The organism is Variovorax sp. Root473, from assembly GCF_001426505.1.
In the GTDB taxonomy this organism is placed as follows: domain Bacteria; phylum Pseudomonadota; class Gammaproteobacteria; order Burkholderiales; family Burkholderiaceae_C; genus Variovorax.
This window is the reverse complement of the sequence record NZ_LMEV01000002.1, coordinates 264,315-285,322: the sequence shown is the minus strand read 5'-3', so window position 1 is coordinate 285,322 and position 21,008 is coordinate 264,315. Positions and strand designations below refer to the sequence as shown.

Below are 21,008 nucleotides of genomic sequence, written 5' to 3'. Positions count from 1 at the left end.
GCATGCGGGGAATGGCATGGACACAAATGTCATAAACCTATTCCGCAAGACTCCAGCCGCAAATGATTCCGGTTTTTTTGCGCGCACCTATCCCGCGATTCACACGCTCGCTAATTCGATAACTGTTGAGCAGAATTTGTTATCAGTTTCTGTCAGCGATCTTTCGAAAGGGCTGATGCAAGCCGAGGCCGCACGCGTGCAACGCGGCGAAATCGGACGGCCCACATGGCAGGTCATGGGCAACAGATTGCGTGCGCACGTCGTTCCATTGCTGGGGGATGTGCCAGCGGCGTTGTTCGTGACAGCCGATGTGCAGCGACTGATCGATCACCTCGGCGAACAAGGCTTCACCAGCACGACGATCGCGCAGTACCTCGTGCTGTTGCGCAAGGTCGTGATGCACGGCGTGCACACGGGCGCGGTGCGTGAGGTGCCTGTGTTTCCGAAGATCAAAGTGCGCAGCCAGCCGCGAGGCAGCTTCAGCGTGGCGGAATACCGCGTGTTGATCGCGACTGCGCGCAAATTGCGTGGGTGCTCGCATCCGGTGCTTGATCGGCTGACAGCGGGCGAGCGCTTCTGGATTGCGCGTGAATTGCTTGTCATGCCCGATGAACTGCCATGGCTCATCCGCTGGATGGTCAACACCTTCGTTCGCCCCAGTGACATCAAGCTCATGAAGCACAAGCACATCGAGGTCGTGCGGGGCAAGCACGTGTACCTGCGGATGAACTTGCCGGAGACCAAGCGGCACAGCCAGCCCATCGTGAGCCTGCGGCCGGCCGTTCGGGTCTATGAATGTTTGCGCGCCCATCGTGAGACGCATGGCTTCGGCGGGGCGGAAGACTACATCTTCATGCCGCACCTGAAGAACCGCGAGCACGCGCTGGCGGTTCTCAACTTCTTTTTTCACTGGGTGCTCGAGAAGACAGGGCTCCAGAAGGGGCCGCTGGGTCAGTCGAGAACGTTGTATTGCTTGCGCCATACCGCCATCACGTTGCGGCTCTTGTATGGACAGGGGATCGACATGCTGACCTTGGCGCGCAATGCACGCACGAGCGTCAACATGGTCGAGCGTTTCTACGCCTCGGTGCTGAGCGGAGAAATGAATGTGGGCCTGCTGCAGAGCAGGCGTGGTCGGGTGAGTTGAGGAAGGATAAAAAGCCGCCCGGCGCGAGCCGGGCGGCTTGATGGCCGCTTGATTCAAACTGGCGAGGGCCAGCATGAAAGTCGAGCCGTAGTCGATCAGAACGAGTGGCGAAGGCCGAAGTCGTAGCCGGTGGAGTTCTTCGGGGTGAAGACTGCGTTTGGCGTGAAAGCCGGGCCGCCGACGGTCAGCGAAGCACCGTTCTTGTTGCTCACGCGAGCCACGGTAGCGTACAGAGCCGTGCGCTTCGACAGGTTGTGCACGTAGCCGATAGCCAGCTTGTTGGCCTTCGGATCAGCAAGACGCCGTTCGAAGAACGACTCAGGCTGGTTCAGGTCGTACTTGACGCTCGAGTACGAAGCGCGGATCAGGCCAGCACCGACTGGCACGGTCACGCCGAGCAGGTAGCCGGTCAGGTCGGTGTCGGGAATCGCGTCGGTGAAGGGGGTGACTTCGTAGTCAACCTTGTTCTTGGCGCGCGACACTTCACCGAACAGCTTCACGGGGCCGAAGTCATACGAAGCACCCAGGTTCAGCGTGTTGACCTTGGTGGTCGTGCCGACGTAGAACTGGTCACCCACGGTGCTGCTGCCGTAAGCCAGCGCAACGTCCAGAGGACCATTGGCATAGCCGAAACGACCGCCGACGTAACGGCCGGTGCGCGACGTGTTGTCGGTAGCGGGCGTTGCGGTACCGGGGCTGTACTTGGTCTTCTCAGCGAAGCCGTACATCACTTGACCGTAGAAACCACCCAGGTTCGGCGGCAGGAAGTAGCCGATGGTGTTGCTGGCGCGAACGTAGTTGCTGCTGTTCACATCAGTGAACGTGGGGATGCCCACCAGCTTTGTGCGTGCTGCAGCGTAGCCGCTGAAGGCGCCGAGGTTGCCGTTGGCCGTCGAGATCAGGTTGGTGCCAACGCCGTTGGTGCCAAACGGATCGAACACGGTGTCGTTCCAGAACGTCGGGGTGTAGTCACGGCCCAGACGGACTTCACCGAAACCACCCGACAGGCTCACGGTCGAGCGACGTGCAAACGTAGCGATGCCTTCTTGGCCGTCGTCATTGGTGATCGGGGCTTCGAGCCAGAAGCTGGCTGCCAGGCCGCCGCCGAGGTCTTCCGTACCACGAAAGCCCAGACGGCTGGAGTTGTAGCCCGAGTTGGCCAGAGCCGTACGGCTGACCTTGACGCTGCCCTGGTTCAGGTAGAAGGGGTTGTAGATCGGAAAGCCGAGCTTGTCGTAGGTGACGCCGTTGTTCAANCCAAACAGAGTGACGGACGACTGAGCCGAGGCAACACCGGCAACAGCCAGGGCAGCCAGAGCAGCTGCCCTTTCGGTGAGGGATGGCTAGAGTGGTCTTCCATCGATCGGACCAAGAAAAAAGCCCCGAGTCTTGCGACTCGGGGCTAAATCCACCAATTGGAAGGGTGGAGGAGACAACTGGGTGCACACCATGAAGTGCGCAGCAATGAAATAGAGTATACCCACCCTTTGTTGCGACGCAACAAGTAAACGACGCTTTTCCCACACATAAGTTGATGGTTCGTGCGCATTTTTTCGCACCAATTCATCCCAATTGGAACTGAAACACCATGGAATGCACAGTAAGTTGGACCGGTGACGCAGGCACCCGATCAGCCATGGGCTTTGTGGCCGAGACCGGCAGCGGCCATGTCCTGATGATGGACGGTGCCCCGGATGCAGCCAAGCCCGAGAACGGTGGGCAGAACCTGGCCGCGAGGCCGATGGAAACCGTGCTCGCGGGCACGGGTGGCTGTACGGCTTACGACGTGGTGCTCATATTGAAGCGAGGGCGCCATCGCGTTGAACGCTGCAGCGTCAAGCTGACCAGCGAGCGCGCAGAAAAGGATCCCAAGGTCTTTACCAAGATCCACATGCACTTCACCGTGGCAGGCAAGGGAATTCCGGCTACCGCTGTGGAGCGGGCGATCGCGCTGAGCCACGACACCTACTGCTCGGCCAGCATCATGTTGGCGAAGACAGCGGAAATCACGACCAGCTTCGATCTGATCGAGACCTGAAATCGTCGTGTGGCGGCGCGCGCCTTATATGCGGTGCGCGACGGTCGTCATGACCCTCGAGGCGATGCGCATCAGGGCCTTGGCCGCCTCAGGCAATTCCGCCGCACCCGCGGCAACGGCTTGCGTTGCGTGGCGGGCTTCGTCGACCTTCATTTGCTCGACCACGGTGCGGGAGGCGTGATCGGTTGGTGGCAGCCGGTCCAGATGGCTTTCGAGGTGAGCTTCCACCTGTCGCTCAGTTTCTGCGACGAAACCCAGGCTCAATGCATCGCCCAAGCGCCCAGCAATCAAGCCGAGACCGAAAGCGCCGGCATACCAAAGCGGATTCAGGGCGGAGGGGCGTGCGCCGAGGTCGTCCAGCCGCTGGCGGGTCCAGGCCAGATGGTCGGTTTCTTCATGTGCGGCTTCCAGGAAATGGGCGCGCAACGCCGGATCACGGGTCACGGCGGCCTGTGCGGTGTACAGCGCCTGTGCACACACTTCACCGACATGGTTCACACGCATCAACGCGCCGGCTTCGCGGCGTTCCGATTCGCTCAATTCACCTTGCGGCTCAATCGCTGGGGGAAGCGCCCGAGTGGCATGAGATCGGGCAAAAAGCGTGCGCAAAGCCGCATCGGCGGCAGTCAGGGCTGGATCGAGCAGGGCGGTCATCTGCCTATTGGAACCGACCTGCACATCGATGCAAGTCCGCCACATTTTGTTTCATATCGTGGAAAAACAACCCGCCTAAGTCCTTTGTTGCACGACTGCAACGAAACATGCGGGGCTTCCGAGATTTAGGGCGATTTGTTTTGCCCTGTTGCAGTGGCTCTGGTGCAATAGCATCAACTTCCCAAAAGGAGGTTGGCCCGGGGTCCGGTGGGAGCACAAAGTGCCAGTCACGGTGAGCCCTTCGCACCGGAGCCCTATGTTTAACCTTGGAGAAACTTGCAATGAAAAAATCTCTAGTNTCCGTCACTCTGTTTGGTGTGGTCGACGCGTCGATCAGCGGCTACTCGTCCACCTCGCGTGACCTGCGCGGCGCTACGTTCGCCGACCCGTTCTACCTGAACAAGGGCAGCGTCAAGGCAAGCCGTCGCGATCTGGCTAACTCGGGTTACAACTCCAGCCGTCTGGGCTTCCGTGGTACGGAAGACCTCGGTGGTGGCCTGGCAGCCAGCTTCTGGCTCGAAGCTCCGATCAGCAACGACAACGGCCAAGAAGGCATCGCTACGTTCGCACGTCGTTCGACCGTGAGCCTGTCGGGTGGTTTCGGTGAAATCCGCCTGGGTCGTGACTACACCCCGACGTTCTGGAACGACACCGTGTTCGATCCGTTCGGCACCAACGGCGTTGGCACCAACCTGATCTCGACGGCCAATGGCTCGTTCGGTGCCTTCGGCACCCCCGCTGCTTCGACCGCTCCGTTCACCAACGTCGGTTCCAGCAACTACGTTCGCGCCAGCAACACGATCGGCTACTTCCTGCCGCCGAACCTGGGTGGTTTCTACGGTCAAGTGATGTACGGCTTCGCTGAGAAGACCAAGTACAGCCCTGGCCTGGCAACGCCTGATGTGGCTAACAGCCAGCGTCAAGGTCGTTACGTCGGCGGCCGCTTCGGCTACGCCAACGGCCCCCTGGACGTTGCTCTGGCTTACGGCAGCAGCACCGTGGGTGACAACTTCTACCCTGGCACGACCGACAAGGTCAACACGCTGAACCTGGGCGCTTCGTACGACTTCGGTCCCGTGAAGCTGTTCGGTGAAGTGTCGCGCGCCAAGAACAAGCGTGACTACGAAGTCACCCCGTTCGCTGGCGGCCGTGCTGACACGGACCTGACCGGTTACCTGCTCGGCGTGACCGTGCCGGTCGGTGCTGGCCTGATCCGCGCTTCGTACTCGGCTGTCAAGTACGACCTGAACCAGCCTGAGTCGTTCTTCGAGCCGCGTATTCGTGACCCGAAGGCCAACAAGCTGGCTATCGGCTACGTGCACAACCTGTCGAAGCGCACGGCTCTGTACGCTACCGTTGCTCGCGTGAGCAACAAGAACGGTGCAGCTCTGACCGTCGGCGGCCCGGCTTTCGTGACCACGGGTGGCTTCACCCCGAAGAACTCGACCGGCTACGACTTCGGTATCCGTCACGCTTTCTAATTTGATGCTGGCGCAAGCCAGCTTCGAATCGAAAGACTGAAAGCCACCCGGCGCAAGCCGGGTGGCTTTTTCTTTTGGCGCGCGCCTGTTCTCACTCGTGAAAATTGCGCCTCCACCCCCGGGGAACCCCCGTGCGGGCACGCTGCTTGCACTGCTAGCATGCCGCGATCACTCTTGTTCCTGAATGACTGCCTTTGTACTGCGCCGCCTGATCCAGGCCGTGATCGTGATGATCGCGGTTGCGTTCATTGCCTTCCTCCTTTTTCAATATGTCGGCGATCCGGTGGTGTTCCTATTGGGACAAGACGCCAAGCCCGACCAGATCCGTGAAATGCGCGCTGCATTGGGGCTCGACCGACCCTTCTTCGTGCAGTTCTGGCATTTCCTCGTCAACGCCGCACAAGGCGAGTTCGGATTAAGCCTGCGCCAGGGCGCCAAGGTGTCGCGCCTGATCGGCGAGCGCTTCCCGGCCACGCTTGAACTCGCGCTCGTGGCCGCGGCCCTGGCCCTGTTCGTCGGCATCCCGATGGGCGTGTACACCGCGCTGCGCCGTGGCACCTTCATGAGCCAGGTGTTCATGACCGTGTCGCTGCTCGGCGTGTCGCTGCCTACCTTCCTGATCGGCATCCTGCTGATCCTCGTCTTCGCCGTGACGCTGGGCTGGTTCCCGAGCTTCGGGCGTGGCGACACCGTGCAGTTCGGCTGGTGGACCAGTGGGCTCTTCAAGGCCGACGGTTGGCACCACATCATCCTGCCGGCGGTGACGCTGGCGATCTTCCAGCTCACGCTGATCATGCGGCTCGTGCGCGCCGAGATGCTCGAGGTGCTGCGCACCGACTACATCAAGTTCGCGCGCGCACGGGGCCTGTCGAACCGCGCCATCCACTTCGGCCACGCGCTCAAGAACACGCTGGTGCCGGTTATGACCATCACGGGCCTGCAGCTCGGCGGCCTGATTGCCTTTGCCATCATCACCGAGTCGGTGTTCCAGTGGCCCGGCATGGGCCTGCTCTTCATCCAGGCTGTGACCTTCGCGGACATCCCGGTGATGGCCGCCTACCTGTGCCTGATCGCGCTGATCTTCGTGGTGATCAACCTCGTGGTCGACCTGTTGTACTTCGTGGTCGATCCCCGGCTGCGCGTGGGCAAGGCGGGAGGCCATTGAGGTGAGCGCCGCCGCAGCAGCAACCACAACGGCGACCGCAACGCCGCGCCTGCAGGCCTCCGGCCGGGCCTTTGCGCACATCGCCAGCTTCTATCCCGAGATCACGGCCTTTCGCCGCGATCTGCACGCCAACCCCGAGCTCGGCTTCGAAGAGGTCTACACGGCGGGCCGCGTGCGCGAGGCATTGCGCGCCTGCGGCGTGGACGAGATTCACGAAGGCATCGGCAAGACCGGCGTGGTCGGCGTCATCCGCGGCAAGTCGACGGCCAGCGGTCGCATGATCGGCCTGCGCGCCGACATGGACGCGCTGCCCATGCGCGAAGACAACGACTTCGGCTGGCGCTCCGCCAACGACGGCCTGATGCACGGCTGCGGCCACGACGGCCACACCGCCATGCTCGTCGGCGCCGCGCGTTACCTTGCCGAAACGCGCGACTTCGACGGCACCGCCGTGCTGATCTTCCAGCCCGGCGAAGAAGGCTTTGCCGGCGCGCGCGTGATGATCGAAGACGGGCTGTTCGACCGCTTCCCGGTGAACGCCGTCTATGCGATGCACAACTGGCCCGCGATGCCGGCCGGCACCGTCGGCATCAACCGCGGCGCCATGATGGCCGCGGCGGACCGCATCACGATCCGCATCACCGGCAAAGGCGGCCACGGCGCGCATGCGTACCTCACCGTCGATCCCGTGATCGTCGCGGCGCACATCATCACGGCGGCGCAGAGCATCGTCTCGCGCAACGTGCGCCCCATCGATGCCGCCGTGCTGAGCATCTGCGCGATGCAGGCGGGCGACCTGGGCGCGATGAGCGTGGTGCCCGGCGAGGCCACGCTGGTCGGCACGGTGCGCACCTTCAGCGCGCGCGTGCAGGCGCAGGTGGAGCAACGCCTGAACGAGTTGTGCAGCGCCGTCGCCAGCGGCTTCGGTGCCAGCGCCCGCGTCGAGTACGAGCGCATCTACCCGGCCACCATCAACACCGCGCCCGAGGCGATGTTCGCGGCCGACGTGGCCGAGTCGCTGGTCGGCGCAAAGAACGTCGATCGCAACCTGGAGCCCAGCATGGGCGCCGAAGATTTCTCCTTCATGCTGCAGAAGAAGGCCGGTGCCTATCTGCGCATCGGCCAGGACGCCCGCAGCGGCGCCTTCCTGCACAACAGCCGCTACGACTTCAATGACGAGATCCTGCCGCTCGGCGCCGCATTGCATGCGGGGCTGATCGAGCGGGGCATGCCGCTTGCCGCCACCCGCGGTATGCAGCCAGAGCAAGCAGCCGCCACCGCGGCTTCTTGATGTGTTTTTTGATCCCAACCCGAGGAGTGTTCCCATGAGTTTCAAGAAGAAGGCGGCTGCGGTCGCTGTCCTGTGCGCTCTGAGCGCCGTCAGCATGGTCGCCAGCGCGCAGACCATCCGCATCGCGAACCAGGGCGATGCCCTGTCGCTCGACCCGCACTCGCTCAACGAGTCGCTGCAACTGAGCGTCACCGCGAACGTCTATGAAACTCTCGTGGGTCGCAACAAGGACCTGAGCCTGGCGCCGCTGCTGGCCACGAGCTGGAAGCAGACCTCGCCGAACGTGTGGCGCTTCGAGCTGCGCAAGGGCGTGGTGTTCCATGATGGCACGCCGTTCACCGCCGACGACGTGGTGTTCAGCTTCGCGCGTGCGCAGGGCGACGGCTCCGACATGCGCGCCACGCTCAGCGACATCAAGGCCGTGCGCAAGGTCGGCGACCTCGCCGTCGAAATCGAAACCAACGGCCCGTTCCCGATCCTGCCCGACGTCATCTCGCTCACCATGATCATGAGCAAGAAGTGGTGCGAGGAAAACCAGGCCACCAAGCCTGTCGATCGCCGCAAGGGCATCGAGAACACCGCCTCGTTCAAGGCCAACGGCACCGGCCCGTTCCGCGTGCGCGAGCGCCAGCCCAACGTGCGCACCGTGTTCACGCGCAACGGCACGTACTGGGGCAAGATCGACGGCAACGCGCAGGAGATCGTGTTCACGCCCATCGCCAACCCCGCGACCCGCGTGGCCGCGCTGGTTTCCGGCGAAGTCGACGTGATGGAGCCCGTGCCCGTGCAGGACATCGCGCGCATCAACGCCGCGCCCAACGCCCGCGTCATCACCGGCCCCGAGATGCGCACCATCTTCCTGGGCATGGACCAGAAGCGCGACGAGCTGCAGTACTCGAACGTGAAGGGCAAGAACCCGTTCAAGGACAAGCGCGTGCGCCAGGCCTTCTACCAGGCCATCGACATCGCCGGCATCCAGCGCACCGTGATGCGCGGCGCCTCCAAGCCCACTGCGCTGCTCGTCGGCCCGGGCATCAACGGCTGGACCGCCGACCAGGACAAGCGCTTGCCCTACGACGTCGATGCCGCCAAGAAGCTGCTGACCGAAGCCGGCTACCCGAACGGCTTCGAAGTGTCGATGAACTGCCCGAACGACCGCTACGTGAACGACGGCCAGATCTGCCAGAGCGTGGCCGCCAACCTCGCGAAGATCGGCGTGAAGATCAACCTCGTGGCCGAAACCAAGGGCACCTACTTCCCGAAGATTCTGCGCCGCGACACCAGCTTCTACATGCTGGGCTGGACCCCGACCACCTACGACTCGCACAACGCACTGAGCTCGCTCACCGCGTGCCCCGACGACAAGGGCACGGGCCAGTTCAACCTGGGCGCCTACTGCAATCCCAAGCTCGACGAGCTGACCAAGAAGATCCAGTCCGAGTCGGACAAGGCCAAGCGCAACGAGATGATCAAGGAAGCCTTCAAGGTCCATTCCGACGACATCGGCCACCTGCCGCTGCATCAGCAGTCGCTGGCCTGGGGCGTGAGCAAGAAGGTCGAGTTGGTGCAACTGGCCGACAACTTCATGTACTTCAAGTGGATGAGCATCAAGTAAGTCGACCGTGGGCCGCTGCCTGAGCGGCCCGACCATGGGCCCGCGTCTTGCGGGCCCATTCTTTTTTGCCTCACGATGAGAAATAACCCCCACGCTCCCCTTGCTGCGCAAGGTCCGCTGCCCCCCGAGGGGGCCGCTTTTCATCTTGGGGCGGCCCGACGATGAAAACAACCCTTGCCCGCTGGCTCGACAGCGATGTCGGCTACAGCTTCCGCACCTCGCCGGTGGCGATCGCGGCCGCCGTCATTGCGCTGGTGTGCGTCTTCTGTTCGGTGTTCGCCGGATGGGTGTCGCCGCACAATCCTTTTGACCTCGCCACCCTCGAACTCGGCGACGCACGCCTGCCGCCGGCCTGGAGCGCCGAAGGCTCCACCAAGTACCTGCTCGGCACCGATGACCAGGGCCGCGACATTCTTTCGGCCGTGATCTACGGCGCGCGCATCTCGCTGATCGTCGGCGTGGTGTCGGTGGTGCTGTCGGTCGTCGTCGGCGTGGTGCTCGGCCTGCTGGCCGGCTTCTTCGGCGGCTGGCTCGACTCCTTCCTCATGCGCGTGTGCGACGTGATGCTGTCGTTCCCGCCGATCCTGGTCGCGCTGCTCATCGCAGGTGTCGGCCGTGCGCTCTTTCCGGGCGCGCACGAATCGCTGGCCTTCGGCGTGCTGATCATCTCGATCTCGCTCACGGGCTGGGTGCAGTACGCGCGCACCGTGCGCGGCTCCACGCTGGTGGAGCGCAACAAGGAATACGTGCAGGCCGCGCGCGTCACCGGTGTGGCACCGCTGCGCATCATGCTGCGCCACGTGCTGCCTAACGTGATGGGGCCGGTGATGGTGCTGGCCACCATCCAGGTCGCAACCGCGATCATCACCGAAGCCACGCTCTCGTTCCTGGGTGTCGGCGTGCCGCCGACCTCGCCCTCGCTGGGCACGCTCATCAGCATCGGCAACCAGTACCTGTTCTCGGGCGAATGGTGGATCACGGTGTTCCCGGGCCTGATGCTGGTGCTCATCGCACTCAGCGTGAACCTGCTCGGCGACTGGCTGCGCGACGCGCTGAATCCGCGCCTGCGCTGAACAGAAAAGGAGAACGCCTCATGACGCTGCTCCAGGTCAAAGACCTCGTCGTCGAATTTCCCAACCGCCGCGGCACGCTGCGCGCACTCGACCGCATTTCCTTCGACATCGCGCCCGGTGAAATCCTTGGCGTGGTGGGCGAATCGGGTGCGGGCAAGTCGCTCACCGGCGCGGCCATCATCGGCCTGCTCGAACCGCCGGGCCGCGTGGCCGGCGGCGAGATCGTGCTCGAGGGCCAGCGCATCGACCACCTCGGTTTCGATGCGATGCGCCCCATCCGCGGCCGCAAGATCGGGGCGATCTTCCAGGACCCGCTGACCTCGCTGAACCCGCTGTACACGGTGGGCCGCCAGCTCATCGAGACCATCCGCACGCACCTGCCCGTGACCGAATCGGAAGCGCGCAAGCGTGCCATCGGCCTGCTGCAGGACACCGGCATTCCCGCCGCCGAACAGCGCATCGACCACTTTCCCCACCAGTTCTCGGGCGGCATGCGCCAGCGCGTGGTGATTGCCCTGGCGCTCGCGGCCGAGCCCAAGCTCATCGTGGCCGACGAGCCGACCACTGCGCTCGACGTGTCGATCCAGGCGCAGATCATTCAGCTGCTCAAGCAGGTCTGCAAGGAGCGTGGCGCGGCGGTGATGCTCATCACGCACGACATGGGCGTGATCGCCGAAACCTGCGACCGCGTGGCCGTGATGTACGCGGGCCGCATCGCCGAGATCGGCCCGGTGCACGAGGTGATCCATCAACCCGCGCACCCCTACACCTCGGGCCTGATGGCGTCGATTCCCGATATGACGATCGACCGCGAACGGCTCAACCAGATCGACGGTGCCATGCCGCGGCTCAATGCCATTCCGACCGGCTGTGCCTACAACCCGCGCTGCCCGCGCACCTTTGCGCGCTGCCTGACCGAACGGCCCGAGCTGATGCACGCGGGCGCCACACGCGCTGCCTGCTGGCTGCACGACGCCGCCGACCCGCATGCGGGGCAGGCCGAGATCGCCGCGAAGCATCATGACGCCCTGGCAGCCGGCGAACGCGCCACGCCCGAAGCGGCCGAACCCCTCGCGGAGGTGACCCGATGAGCGCCGTGATCGAACCCCGCAAGGACGCTGCGGCAACAAAGACCGGCGAGCCGCTCGTGGTCGCCCACGACCTCGCGCGCACCTTCGACGTCTCGCCCCCCTGGCTCAACCGCGTGCTCGAACGCAAGCCGCGCGTGCTGCTGCATGCGGTCGACGGTGTGAGCTTTTCCATCGAGCGCGGCAAGACGCTGGCGCTGGTCGGCGAATCGGGCTGCGGCAAGAGCACCGTCGCGCGCCTGCTGGTCGGGCTGTATGCGCCGACGCGCGGCGGCCTGCAGTTCGACGGGCAAGACGCGCACGCCGCGTTCAAGACGCCCGAAGGCCGGCAGCTGCGTCGCCGCATCCAGATGATCTTCCAGGACCCCTACGCGAGCCTCAACCCGCGCTGGATCGTCGAGGACATCATCGGCGAGCCGCTGCGCGAGCACGGCATCCTCAGCGACAAGGACGCGCTGCGCCAGCGCGTGGGCGAGCTGCTGCAGTCGGTGGGCCTCTCGCCGCTGGACATGAGCAAGTACCCGCACCAGTTCTCGGGCGGCCAGCGCCAGCGCATCTCCATCGCGCGCGCGCTCGCCACGCAGCCCGAGTTCCTCGTGTGCGACGAGCCCACCTCGGCGCTCGATGTGAGCGTGCAGGCGCAGGTGCTCAACATCATGAAAGACCTGCAGCGCGAGCAGGGCCTGACGTACCTCTTCATCTCGCACAATCTGGCCGTCGTGCGCCATGTGGCCGACCAGGTCGGCGTGATGTACCTGGGCCGGCTTGTCGAGGTGGCGGACAAGCAGAAGCTCTTTGCGCAGCCGCAGCATCCGTACACGCGCATGCTGCTCGACGCGATCCCGCAGATGAAGCACACCGGCCGTGCGCGCACGCCCGTGCAGGGCGAGGTGCCAAACCCGCTGAACCCGCCGACCGGCTGCGCCTTTCATCCGCGCTGCCCGCATGCCAATGCGCGCTGCTCGTCGGAGCGGCCGAAGCTGCTGAGCCTGAAGGGCGTGCAGGTGGCCTGCCACGCGGTGGAGGAAGGGCGGATCTGAAGGGGGCGGAAGGAGCGTGGCCGACGTGTGCGTAAAGGCACTGCCGCGCTGCGAGAGATGAGGCAGAGTCCGGCGCTTGTCCCGAACGAAACCATGACACCTCCGACGATCCCTTCCCCTCAGGCGACCCGCCTGCTCGGCCGCCGCGGCTTTCTCATGGGCTCGGCGCTGGGCGCAACCGCCGCGCTGGCGTCGATGGCCGAGATCGCGCATGCGGCGGGCGCTTCAACCGCGCGCCGCATGCCCATCATCTTCATCGGCCACGGCTCGCCGATGAATGCGCTCGCGGACAACGCCTTCACGCGCCGCCTCGCCGCCTGGGGCCGCGAGCTGCCGCGCCCGACGGCCATCCTCAGCGTGTCGGCGCATTGGCTCAGCCGGGGCGCGACCGGCGTCACGGTGCAGACGCGGCCCAAGACAATCCACGATTTCGGCGGCTTTCCGCAGGCGCTGTTCGACATCGAATACCCCGCGCCGGGCCATCCCGCGCTCGCGCGCGAAGCGGTTGGCGCTGTGAAGCAAACACCGGTGATCGCCACCGAGCAGTGGGGGCTGGACCACGGCACCTGGACCGTGCTGAAGCACCTGTATCCGAAGGCCGATGTGCCGGTCTTCCAGCTGAGCATCGACTACGACAAGCCGGCGGCGTTCCACCATGCGGTGGGCCGCGACCTGGCGGCATTGCGCGACCAGGGCGTGCTCGTGATGGGCAGCGGCAACGTGGTGCACAACCTGCGCGCTACCGACCGCGGCACGCCCGATGGCCCGAAGGCCAGCCGCCCGTGGGCGCAGTCTTTCGACGATGCGGTGAAGGCCGCGCTGGCCGGCCGGGACGACCGCGCGCTCATCGGCTACGAGAAGCTCGAAGGGGCGTCGACCGCCGTGGCCACGCCGGACCACTACTTTCCCTTCCTGTATGCCCTGGGCGCCGCGGCGCCGGGCGAGCGTGCGAAGACCGTCTACGAAGGCTTCCAGTCGGGCACGCTCGGCATGCGCTGCCTTCAGTTCGGCTGAAGGAAGGCCGCGCAGCCTTGCTGCTGCGTTACTGCTCTTCGCCCCAGGCGAAGCCGTCGCGCGCGATCATGGCGCTCGATGCGCTGGGGCCCCAGGTGCCGGCCGCATAGGGACGCGGGCCGCCGTCGGATTCCCAGGAGTCGATGAGCGGCTCGACCCAGCGCCAGGCTTCTTCCTGCTCGTCGCTGCGCACGAACAGATTGAGACGGCCGTCGATCACGTCGAGCAGCAGGCGCTCGTAGGCGCCCACGCGCTCGGCGCCGAAGCGCTTGTCGAAGTCCAGGTCGAGCTGCACCGGCGCCAGTTGGGCGGCGCTGGCGTGGCCGTTGCCGCCGCGCTGGCGGTTGTCCTGCGCCTGCGCGAGCATGTGCAGTTCCAGGCCGTCCTTCGGTTGCAGGTTGATCACCAGCTTGTTGACGTTGCCCGCAGGCGCGCGGTAGATCGCGTGCGGGGTGGGGCGGAAGTTGACCTCGATGCGCGCGTCGCGCGAGGCCAGCCGCTTGCCGGTGCGGATGTAGAAGGGCACGCCGGCCCAGCGCCAGTTGGCGATCTCGGTGCGCAGCGCCACGAAGGTCTCGGTGCGGCTGTCGGGGTTCACGCCCGGCTCGTCGCGGTAGCCCTGCACCCGCTCGCCGTAGGCCGTGCCGGCCGTGTACTGGCCGCGCACCGCGTGCAGGCCCAGGCTCTCGGGCGTCCAGGGCTTGAGGGCGCGCAGCACCTTGAGCTTCTCGTCGCGGATGGCATCGGCGTGCGCGTTGATGGGCGGCTCCATGGCCACGGCGCACAGCAGCTGCAGCGCGTGGTTCTGCACCATGTCGCGCAGGGCGCCGGTCTGGTCGTAGAAGGCGCCGCGCTTTTCCACGCCCAGGTCCTCGGCCATGGTGATCTGGATGTTGGCGATGTGCTCGCGGCGCCAGATGGGCTCGAACAGTGCGTTGCCGAAGCGCATCGCGAACAGGTTCTGCACCGAGGGCTTGCCCAGGTAGTGGTCGATGCGAAAGACCTGCTTCTCTTCGAGCACCTTGCCCACCGCCGCGTTGATCGCGCGGTTCGAGGCCAGGTCGTGGCCCAGCGGCTTTTCGAGCACGACGCGGGTGCGCGGGCCGTTGAGTCCGGCGGCGGCGATCTGCTCGACCACCTGCGTGAAGAGCGCGGGCGCCGTGGCCACGTACATCACGACCGTCTTGGCGTCGCGCTGCTGGAGCAGGTCGGCCAGGCTGGCGTAGTCGGCGGGCCTGGACAGGTCCATGCGCAGGTAGTGCAGCATGGAGGCGAACTTCTTGAACTCTTCCGGGGAGGGGCGCTTGGCGCCTTCGACGGCGCTGAAGCGCGACTGGATCAGCTCGCGGTACTGGTCGTCCGACAGGTCGTCGCGTGCCACGCCGACGATGCGTCCGTCCTGCGGCAGGCTGCCGTGCCTGAAGGCCTGGAACAGCGCGGGCATCAGCTTGCGCCACGCAAGGTCGCCAGTACCGCCGAACAGAACGAGATCGAAGCTCATGAGAAAACTTTCCTTTGTCTGAATGCCGAGCAGGCAACGTGCCAGTCGCGATGGTACTTGTACCGATTCGGTACGCCTGTACTAAAGCTACGCTGCCCCATGGCCGCGAGGCCTTTTTTTATTGCCGAGGCAGGGGAATACCAATGAAGAAGCTTTTCACGGCAGCCGCGCTGCTGGGTCTGTCGGCCGCAGCGTCGGCGCAAACCGTCAACGTCATCTGCTCGGTGCAGGCCGAGTGGTGCAACGTGATTTCCACCGTCTACGCCCGCACCACGGGCGTGCGCATCAACATGGCGCTCAAGGGCTCGGGCGAGGCGCTGGCCCAGCTCATCGCCGAGAAGGACAACCCCAAGACCGACGTCTGGTTCGGCGGCACGGGCGACCCGCACCTGCAGGCGGCCGAGCAGGGGCTCACGCTCGAATACAAGTCGCCCACGCTCACGCAGCTGCATCCCTGGGCCCAGCAGCAGGCCAAGCAGTCGGGCTACAAGACCGTGGGCATCTACTCGGGCCCGCTGGGCTTCGGCTACAACCCCGAGCTGCTCGCCAAGAAGAAGCTGCCCGTGCCCAAGACCTGGGCCGACCTGCTCAAGCCCGAGTACAAGGGCGACATCCAGGTGGCCAACCCGGCCTCCAGCGGCACGGCCTACACCATGATCGCCACGCTGGTGCAGCTCATGGGCGAGGACAAGGCCTTCGACTACCTCAAGGCGCTGCACAAGAACGTGGGCCAGTACACCCGCTCGGGCACCGGCCCGATCAAGGCGGTGGCGCGCGGTGAAACGGCCGTGTCGATCAGCTTCGTGCACGACGGCCCGGGCGAGAAGATGCAGGGCTTCCCGGTCGAGACCATCACGCCCGCCGACGGCACGGGTGCCGAGATCGGCTCCATGAGCATCATCAAGGGCGCGCGCAACCTCGACGCCGCCAAGAAGTTCTACGAATGGGCGCTGACGCCCGCTGCGCAGGAGCTGGGCGCCGCCAACAAGCAGTTCCAGCTGCCGAGCAACGCGACCGCCAAGCTCGATCCGCGCATTCCGGATTTCAAGAAGATCAAGTTCATCAACTACGACTACGCCAAGTACGGCGCCAGCGCCGAGCGCCGCCGCCTGATCGCGCGCTGGGAAAAAGACGTCAACTCGCTGCCGCGCTAAGTGCAGGCGCGTTCCAACGAAGGCGCGCCGGCCAACCCGGCGTCGCTGGCTGCCGCCCGGCGCGCGCGGCGCTGGATCTGGGCCTGGGTCGTGCTGGGCCTGGCGGCTTATCTCGTGCTGCCCTGGTATGCGATCCAGGATGCGACCTGGTACGAAGCCGTTCCGCAGGTCTTCGGCCGCGCAGAGGGCGCCAATGGCCTGATGCAGGCGGCGACGCAGGGCCGCGGCTGGCTCTTCATCGGACTGGCCGGGCTGCTGCTGTGCGCTGTCGGCGCGGCCTTGCCGGCGGGCAAGGTGCAGGGGCGCTGGCTGCTGGCGGGCGGCGCGATCGGCGCCATCGGCCTGGCCGTGGCGGGCTTCACCATCGGCGCGCGCGGCTGGAGCGTCGCGGCGCTCAACACCCAGTTCGGCGAGCTGGCGGTCAACCAGTTCGGCATCGGCGCGGGCGGCTTCGTGGCGCTCACGGCGCTGGTGCTGCTGGCGGCCTTCGGCATGGCGCGGCTCGGGCTGTTCAGGGGCGACCTGTTCGTCTCGGCTTCGGTGGTCGGCTGCGGCGTGCTGATGGCGCTGTTCATCGCCTATCCGGTGAGCCGTGCGCTGTCGGGCGCGTTCTTCAACGAAGACGGGCAGTGGTCGATCACGGCCTTCGCGGCGCGCGTGTTCACGGAGCGCATCTGGGGCCTGGGCTGCCTCGCAGGCGGGGTGCGCTGCGGCGTGGCGTGGAACACGCTGGTGCTGGCGCTGCTCACCGCGGCCGGCACCACCTTCCTCGGCACGCTGATGGCGCTGATGGCCGAGCGCGGCAACCGGCGCGGGCAGGGCGCATTGCGCGTGCTGGCGCTGCTGCCGATCATCACGCCGCCGTTCGTCGTCGGCCTCGGCCTGATCCTGCTGTTCGGCCGTGCCGGCATCGTCAACCAGGTGCTCGAGAGCGTGTTCGGCATCGAGCCGACGCGCTGGTTCTACGGCATGCCGGGCGTGCTGGTGGCGCAGCTGTTCGCCTTCACGCCCATCGCCTTCATGATCATGCGCGGCGTGGTGCAAGGCATCGCGCCCAGCCTGGAAGAGGCCGCGCAGATGCTGCGCGCCGACCGGCGCCGCGCCTTCTTCACCGTGACGCTGCCGCTGCTCAAGCCCGGGCTGGCCAACGCCTTCCTGGTCGGCTTCATCGAGAGCATTGCCGACTTCGGCAACCCGGTGGTCGTGGGCGGGCAGTTCTCGGTGCTGTCGACCGACATCTTCTTCGCCATCGTCGGCGCGCAGTACGACCAGGGCCGCGCCGCGTCGCTGGCCTGGGTGCTCACGCTGTTCGCGCTCGGCGTGTTCGCGCTGCAGCGCGGCCTGCTGGGCAAGCAGAACTACACGACCGTCAGCGGCAAGGGCGACGCCGGCATCGCGATGCCGCTGCCCGACGGCGTGCGCCGCACCATCCAGTGCATCGCGCTGCCGTGGATCGCCTTCACCGCCGTGGTCTACCTGTTCGCCTTCGCGGGCGGCTTCGTGCAGACCTGGGGGCGCGACTACAGCTTCACGCTCAACCACTTCAAGAGCGCCTTCGCGCTGGAATGGGGCCAGTTCGGGCTGGTGTGGGCCGGCACCGCGTGGAACTCGCTGATCACCACGCTGAAGCTCGCGGGCATCTCGGCGCCGATCACCGCAGCGCTCGGCTTGTTGATTGCATGGCTGCTGGCGCGCAACGAGTTCAAGGGGCAGGGCCTCTTCGAGTTCGGCGCGCTGCTGGCCTTCGCGATCCCGGGCACGGTGCTCGGCGTGAGCTACATCCTGGCCTTCAACGTGCCGCCGTTCGAGCTCACGGGCACGGGGCTCATCATCGTGCTGTGCTTCATGTTCCGGAACTTGCCGGTGGGCGTGCGCGCCGGCACGGCGGCCTTCAAGCAGCTCGACCGCTCGCTCGACGAAGCCTCGCTGATGCTGCGCGCCTCGACCTCGCAGACCTTGTTCAAGGTGGTGCTGCCGCTGCTCAAGCCGGCGCTGGTGGCCGCGCTGGTCTACAGCTTCGTGCGCGCCATGACGACGGTGAGCGCGGTGATCTTCCTGGTCACGGCCGAGAACGAACTGGCCACCACCTACATCATCGGCCGTGTCGGCAACGGCGACTACGGCATTGCGCTGGCGTACTGCACGGTGCTCATGGTGCTGATGTCGCTGGCCATTGCGCTGGTGCAGTTCGTGGTGGGGGAGCGCAAGCTGGGGCGGCGTGGCACAGCGCCGCCGCATGAGGGACATCACAAAATGGAAAGCCTCTCCGTATGAACGGCATCGAATTCCGCAACGTCACCAAGCGCTACGGCACCGACAGGAATGGGCCGATGGCCGTCAAGGGCATCAGCTTCGAGGTGCCCGTGGGCACGCTCACCACCATCCTCGGCCCCTCGGGCTGCGGCAAGACGACCACGCTGCGCATGATCGCGGGGCTCGAGTCGCCGACCTCGGGCTCGATCTTCATGGGCGGGCGCGACGTCACCACGCTCGGCCCGGGCGAGCGCAACGTGAGCATGATGTTCCAGAGCTACGCGCTGTTCCCGCACATGAACGTGATCGAGAACGTGGGCTACGGCCTGCGCATGAGCGGCGTGAAGAAAGACGAAGCCACGGTTCGGGCGCGCGAGGCGCTCAGGGGCGTCGGCCTCGTCGGCTTCGACGAGCGCCTGCCCAGCGAGCTGTCGGGCGGCCAGCAGCAGCGCGTGGCGCTGGCGCGCGCGCTGGTGCTGGAGCCGGCAGTGCTGCTGTTCGACGAGCCGCTGTCCAACCTCGACGCGCGCCTGCGGCGCGAGATGCGCGAGGAAATCCGCGCGCTGCAGCAGCGGCTGAAGCTCACCGTGGCCTACGTGACGCACGACCAGAGCGAGGCGCTGGCCGTGAGCGACCAGATCATCGTCATGGACCACGGCGTGATCGCCCAGCGCGGCACGCCTGAACAGCTCTACGGGCGCCCTGAGAGCGAGTTCGTCGCCGGCTTCATGGGCGAGGCGATGGTGTTCCCGGCCGTGGCACAGGCCGACGGCAGCGTCACGCTCGGCCCGTTGCGCCTGCAGCCGCGCTACGCGGTGGCGCCCGGCACGGTGAAGGTGGCGGTGCGGCCCGAGGCCTGGGACATCGGCGCGCTCGACGGCCTGCCCGCCACCCTGCGCAAGGCGGCGTACCTGGGCAGCTTCTACGAATATGGCTTCGACACGCCGCTGGGGCCGGTCTTCGTGGTCTCCACCGACCTCTCGCGCCCGCTGGCGGCGGGTACGCAGACCACCCTGTCGCTCGGAACCCATGGCGTGAGCGTGGTGCCCGGCGCATGAAACAATGGCGCCATGAACGTGGTTTTCGATCTTGGCGCCGTGCTGTTCGCCTGGGAGCCGACGCGGCTGGTCCAGGCCCATCTTCCCTCTCACGCCCCCACTGAATCCGCCGCCGCGGCCTTGGGCCGGGCGCTTTTTCATCACGACGACTGGACCGGCTTCGACTGCGGCACCCGCACGCTGGACGATGCCATTGCCCGCATGTCGGTGCGGTTGGCGCTGCCGTCCGAGTCGCTGCACGCCATGCTCGATGGGCTCGGGGAGCGCCTGGAGCCTATCGACGTCACGCTGGAGATGCTTGAACAGCTCATCGCTCACCGCGACGCCGGCCAGCCGCTGCGGCTGTATTACCTGTCGAACATGCCCGCGCCGTTTGCCCGCGCCCTGGAGCGCCGGCATGCGTTCATGCAAAGGTTCGACGGCGGCGTGTTCTCGGGCGACGTGAAGTTTCTCAAGCCGGAGCGCGAGATCTACGAGGTGCTGGCCATGCGCCACGGCCTCGACCCCGAGCAGACCGTGTTCATCGACGACTCGGCCGCCAATGTCGAGATGGCGCGCGCCTTCGGCTGGCACGCCATCCATTGCACCGCGCCGGCCATGCTGCCGTCTCAGCTGCAGCGCTACCTGCCGGTGAGCACCACCTTGTCGGTGTCGAACCCCAGGCTGCGGGCGTAGTCCAGCTCCGCCTGCAGGGCGTCGTCCTCGAGGCGCGGCGCGCGCGACAGAACCCAGAGGTACTCGCGGTCGGGCGTGCCGACCAGCGCCACCTGGTAGTCGCGGTCGAGCTTCAGGATCCAGTAGTCGCCCCACACCAGCGGCAGCCAGCCCATCCACGCGGGCGCAAAGCGCACCTGCAGCCGTCCCGCGCCCGGCTGGCCGGCCACGGGCACCACGCGCGCGCTGCCGATCGCCTCGTCGAAGTTGCCGTCGGCGCGCACGCAGCGGTTGCGCACCTGAATCGTGCCGTCGGGCTGCGGCACGTACTCGGCACTCACCGGTCCGGCGCACTGTTTCTGGAACCGGTTGGGCAGGCGCGCCTGTTCGTGCCAGAGGCCGGCGTAGCGGTGCAGGTCAACCGGCCCCACCACCTGCAGCGGCGCGCGCATCAGCGGGGCGCCGTCGGCCGGGCCAGCCGGCTGGGCCTGGGCCGTGCGCGCGGCGCCCAGGGCGTACCAGGTGGCCACGCCGCCGACGACGAAGGCTGTGGCCATGGCGCCGATGGCCCGGCTGGTGCGGCGGTCGTCGAAGGGGCTGCCAGCGGGCGCGGGGCGTGGGGGGCGAGAGGTCATGGGGGCTCCTGGGGGAAAGTCGTCCGGCAAATTGCCGCGTCCGCTTCAGGGTAGCCCCCGACCCTGGTCGGTCGCCGTCAGCCACGGACCACAGCCCCTGTAGGGCAGCGCGGCTGACAACCCTTCGCGCCGCAGGCCGATGGAGCT

The 21,008-nt window shown here is 66.1% G+C and carries 17 protein-coding genes and 1 pseudogene; 14 read left to right on the top strand and 4 right to left on the bottom strand.

All coding sequences use genetic code 11. The annotated features are described in order from the left end of the window. Window positions 1-16: 16 nt before the first annotated feature. Window positions 17-1,147 (top strand): hypothetical protein, encoded by a 1,131-nt coding sequence (locus ASD34_RS04020; RefSeq protein ID WP_056573012.1) that lies wholly within the window; start codon window positions 17-19, stop codon window positions 1,145-1,147. 95 nt (window positions 1,148-1,242) lie between these two features. On the opposite strand, the pseudogene ASD34_RS04015 reads toward ASD34_RS04020, so the two are convergent. Next, a pseudogene (locus tag ASD34_RS04015) lies at window positions 1,243-2,403 on the bottom strand (porin); the annotation flags it as partial. 332 nt (window positions 2,404-2,735) lie between these two features. Between ASD34_RS04015 and ASD34_RS04010 the strand changes: the two are divergent. Continuing rightward, window positions 2,736-3,185: an OsmC family protein gene (locus ASD34_RS04010; protein WP_056573006.1), complete on the top strand. Its 450-nt coding sequence runs from the start codon at window positions 2,736-2,738 to the stop codon at window positions 3,183-3,185. 24 nt (window positions 3,186-3,209) lie between these two features. Here the strand turns inward: ASD34_RS04010 and coq7 are convergent, their stop codons facing one another. Next, window positions 3,210-3,839, bottom strand: a complete 630-nt coding sequence (gene coq7 / locus ASD34_RS04005) for a 2-polyprenyl-3-methyl-6-methoxy-1,4-benzoquinone monooxygenase (RefSeq protein WP_056573268.1) — start codon at window positions 3,837-3,839, stop codon at window positions 3,210-3,212. Window positions 3,840-4,138: 299 nt separating this feature from the next. On the opposite strand from coq7, the gene ASD34_RS04000 reads away from it, so the two are divergent. From ASD34_RS04000 to ygiD, 8 genes are all read left to right on the top strand, one after another. Beyond that, window positions 4,139-5,320: porin (locus ASD34_RS04000; RefSeq protein ID WP_235509963.1), on the top strand; the 1,182-nt coding region annotated here is incomplete at its 5' end. Window positions 5,321-5,504: 184 nt separating this feature from the next. Continuing rightward, window positions 5,505-6,485 carry an ABC transporter permease gene (locus tag ASD34_RS03995; protein WP_056573001.1) on the top strand — a complete coding sequence of 327 codons (981 nt, stop codon included), beginning with the start codon at window positions 5,505-5,507 and terminating at the stop codon, window positions 6,483-6,485. 1 nt (window position 6,486) lies between these two features. After that, a complete protein-coding gene (locus ASD34_RS03990) occupies window positions 6,487-7,776 on the top strand; it encodes a M20 aminoacylase family protein (protein ID WP_056572998.1) in 1,290 nt (429 codons plus the stop codon). Window positions 7,777-7,810: 34 nt separating this feature from the next. Then, the gene (locus ASD34_RS03985; protein ID WP_056572995.1) at window positions 7,811-9,391 is read left to right on the top strand and encodes an ABC transporter substrate-binding protein; all 1,581 of its coding nucleotides are present in this window, start codon (window positions 7,811-7,813) and stop codon (window positions 9,389-9,391) included. 161 nt (window positions 9,392-9,552) lie between these two features. Further along, window positions 9,553-10,464 (top strand): ABC transporter permease, encoded by a 912-nt coding sequence (locus ASD34_RS03980; protein ID WP_056572992.1) that lies wholly within the window; start codon window positions 9,553-9,555, stop codon window positions 10,462-10,464. 20 nt (window positions 10,465-10,484) lie between these two features. Then, window positions 10,485-11,555 (top strand): ABC transporter ATP-binding protein, encoded by a 1,071-nt coding sequence (locus ASD34_RS03975; protein WP_056572990.1) that lies wholly within the window; start codon window positions 10,485-10,487, stop codon window positions 11,553-11,555. Next, window positions 11,552-12,592 carry an ABC transporter ATP-binding protein gene (locus ASD34_RS03970; protein WP_056572988.1) on the top strand — a complete coding sequence of 347 codons (1,041 nt, stop codon included), beginning with the start codon at window positions 11,552-11,554 and terminating at the stop codon, window positions 12,590-12,592. Before ASD34_RS03975 ends, ASD34_RS03970 begins: the two co-directional genes overlap by 4 nt. Before the next feature lie 93 nt (window positions 12,593-12,685). Then, on the top strand, window positions 12,686-13,606 hold the full coding sequence (gene ygiD / locus ASD34_RS03965; RefSeq protein WP_056572985.1) for a 4,5-DOPA dioxygenase extradiol: 921 nt from the start codon (window positions 12,686-12,688) through the stop codon (window positions 13,604-13,606). A 28-nt stretch (window positions 13,607-13,634) separates the two neighbouring features. On the opposite strand, the gene zwf is transcribed toward ygiD, so the two are convergent. Continuing rightward, the gene (gene zwf / locus ASD34_RS03960; RefSeq protein ID WP_056572982.1) at window positions 13,635-15,107 is read right to left on the bottom strand and encodes a glucose-6-phosphate dehydrogenase; all 1,473 of its coding nucleotides are present in this window, start codon (window positions 15,105-15,107) and stop codon (window positions 13,635-13,637) included. Window positions 15,108-15,250: 143 nt separating this feature from the next. Between zwf and ASD34_RS03955 the strand changes: the two genes are divergently transcribed. The 4 genes from ASD34_RS03955 to ASD34_RS03940 are packed head-to-tail and all read left to right on the top strand — an operon-like array spanning window position 15,251 to window position 20,247. Continuing rightward, window positions 15,251-16,261, top strand: coding sequence for an ABC transporter substrate-binding protein (locus ASD34_RS03955; RefSeq protein ID WP_056572979.1), 1,011 nt, complete (start codon window positions 15,251-15,253; stop codon window positions 16,259-16,261). Then, on the top strand, window positions 16,262-18,535 hold the full coding sequence (locus ASD34_RS03950) for an ABC transporter permease (protein WP_056572977.1): 2,274 nt from the start codon (window positions 16,262-16,264) through the stop codon (window positions 18,533-18,535). It begins immediately after the preceding gene. Then, window positions 18,532-19,572, top strand: coding sequence for an ABC transporter ATP-binding protein (locus ASD34_RS03945; RefSeq protein ID WP_056572973.1), 1,041 nt, complete (start codon window positions 18,532-18,534; stop codon window positions 19,570-19,572). The genes ASD34_RS03950 and ASD34_RS03945 overlap by 4 nt, the downstream gene beginning before the upstream one ends. Before the next feature lie 12 nt (window positions 19,573-19,584). Next, window positions 19,585-20,247 (top strand): HAD family hydrolase, encoded by a 663-nt coding sequence (locus ASD34_RS03940; RefSeq protein ID WP_056572969.1) that lies wholly within the window; start codon window positions 19,585-19,587, stop codon window positions 20,245-20,247. Here the strand turns inward: ASD34_RS03940 and ASD34_RS03935 are convergent. Beyond that, window positions 20,193-20,861: a lipocalin family protein gene (locus tag ASD34_RS03935; protein WP_056572966.1), complete on the bottom strand. Its 669-nt coding sequence runs from the start codon at window positions 20,859-20,861 to the stop codon at window positions 20,193-20,195. The genes ASD34_RS03940 and ASD34_RS03935 overlap by 55 nt on opposite strands. Between the last annotated feature and the right edge of the window lie 147 nt (window positions 20,862-21,008).

What these genes read in the sequence shown, in the direction of transcription:
- ASD34_RS04020 (WP_056573012.1), top strand. Translation starts at nt 17, where the DNA reads ATGGACACAAATGTCATAAACCTATTCCGCAAGACTCCAGCCGCAAAT.
- ASD34_RS04010 (WP_056573006.1), top strand. Translation starts at nt 2,736, where the DNA reads ATGGAATGCACAGTAAGTTGGACCGGTGACGCAGGCACCCGATCAGCC.
- coq7 (WP_056573268.1), bottom strand. Translation starts at nt 3,839, where the DNA reads ATGACCGCCCTGCTCGATCCAGCCCTGACTGCCGCCGATGCGGCTTTG.
- ASD34_RS03995 (WP_056573001.1), top strand. Translation starts at nt 5,505, where the DNA reads ATGACTGCCTTTGTACTGCGCCGCCTGATCCAGGCCGTGATCGTGATG.
- ASD34_RS03985 (WP_056572995.1), top strand. Translation starts at nt 7,811, where the DNA reads ATGAGTTTCAAGAAGAAGGCGGCTGCGGTCGCTGTCCTGTGCGCTCTG.
- ASD34_RS03980 (WP_056572992.1), top strand. Translation starts at nt 9,553, where the DNA reads ATGAAAACAACCCTTGCCCGCTGGCTCGACAGCGATGTCGGCTACAGC.
- ASD34_RS03975 (WP_056572990.1), top strand. Translation starts at nt 10,485, where the DNA reads ATGACGCTGCTCCAGGTCAAAGACCTCGTCGTCGAATTTCCCAACCGC.
- ASD34_RS03970 (WP_056572988.1), top strand. Translation starts at nt 11,552, where the DNA reads ATGAGCGCCGTGATCGAACCCCGCAAGGACGCTGCGGCAACAAAGACC.
- ygiD (WP_056572985.1), top strand. Translation starts at nt 12,686, where the DNA reads ATGACACCTCCGACGATCCCTTCCCCTCAGGCGACCCGCCTGCTCGGC.
- zwf (WP_056572982.1), bottom strand. Translation starts at nt 15,107, where the DNA reads ATGAGCTTCGATCTCGTTCTGTTCGGCGGTACTGGCGACCTTGCGTGG.
- ASD34_RS03955 (WP_056572979.1), top strand. Translation starts at nt 15,251, where the DNA reads ATGAAGAAGCTTTTCACGGCAGCCGCGCTGCTGGGTCTGTCGGCCGCA.
- ASD34_RS03945 (WP_056572973.1), top strand. Translation starts at nt 18,532, where the DNA reads ATGAACGGCATCGAATTCCGCAACGTCACCAAGCGCTACGGCACCGAC.
- ASD34_RS03940 (WP_056572969.1), top strand. Translation starts at nt 19,585, where the DNA reads ATGAACGTGGTTTTCGATCTTGGCGCCGTGCTGTTCGCCTGGGAGCCG.
- ASD34_RS03935 (WP_056572966.1), bottom strand. Translation starts at nt 20,861, where the DNA reads ATGACCTCTCGCCCCCCACGCCCCGCGCCCGCTGGCAGCCCCTTCGAC.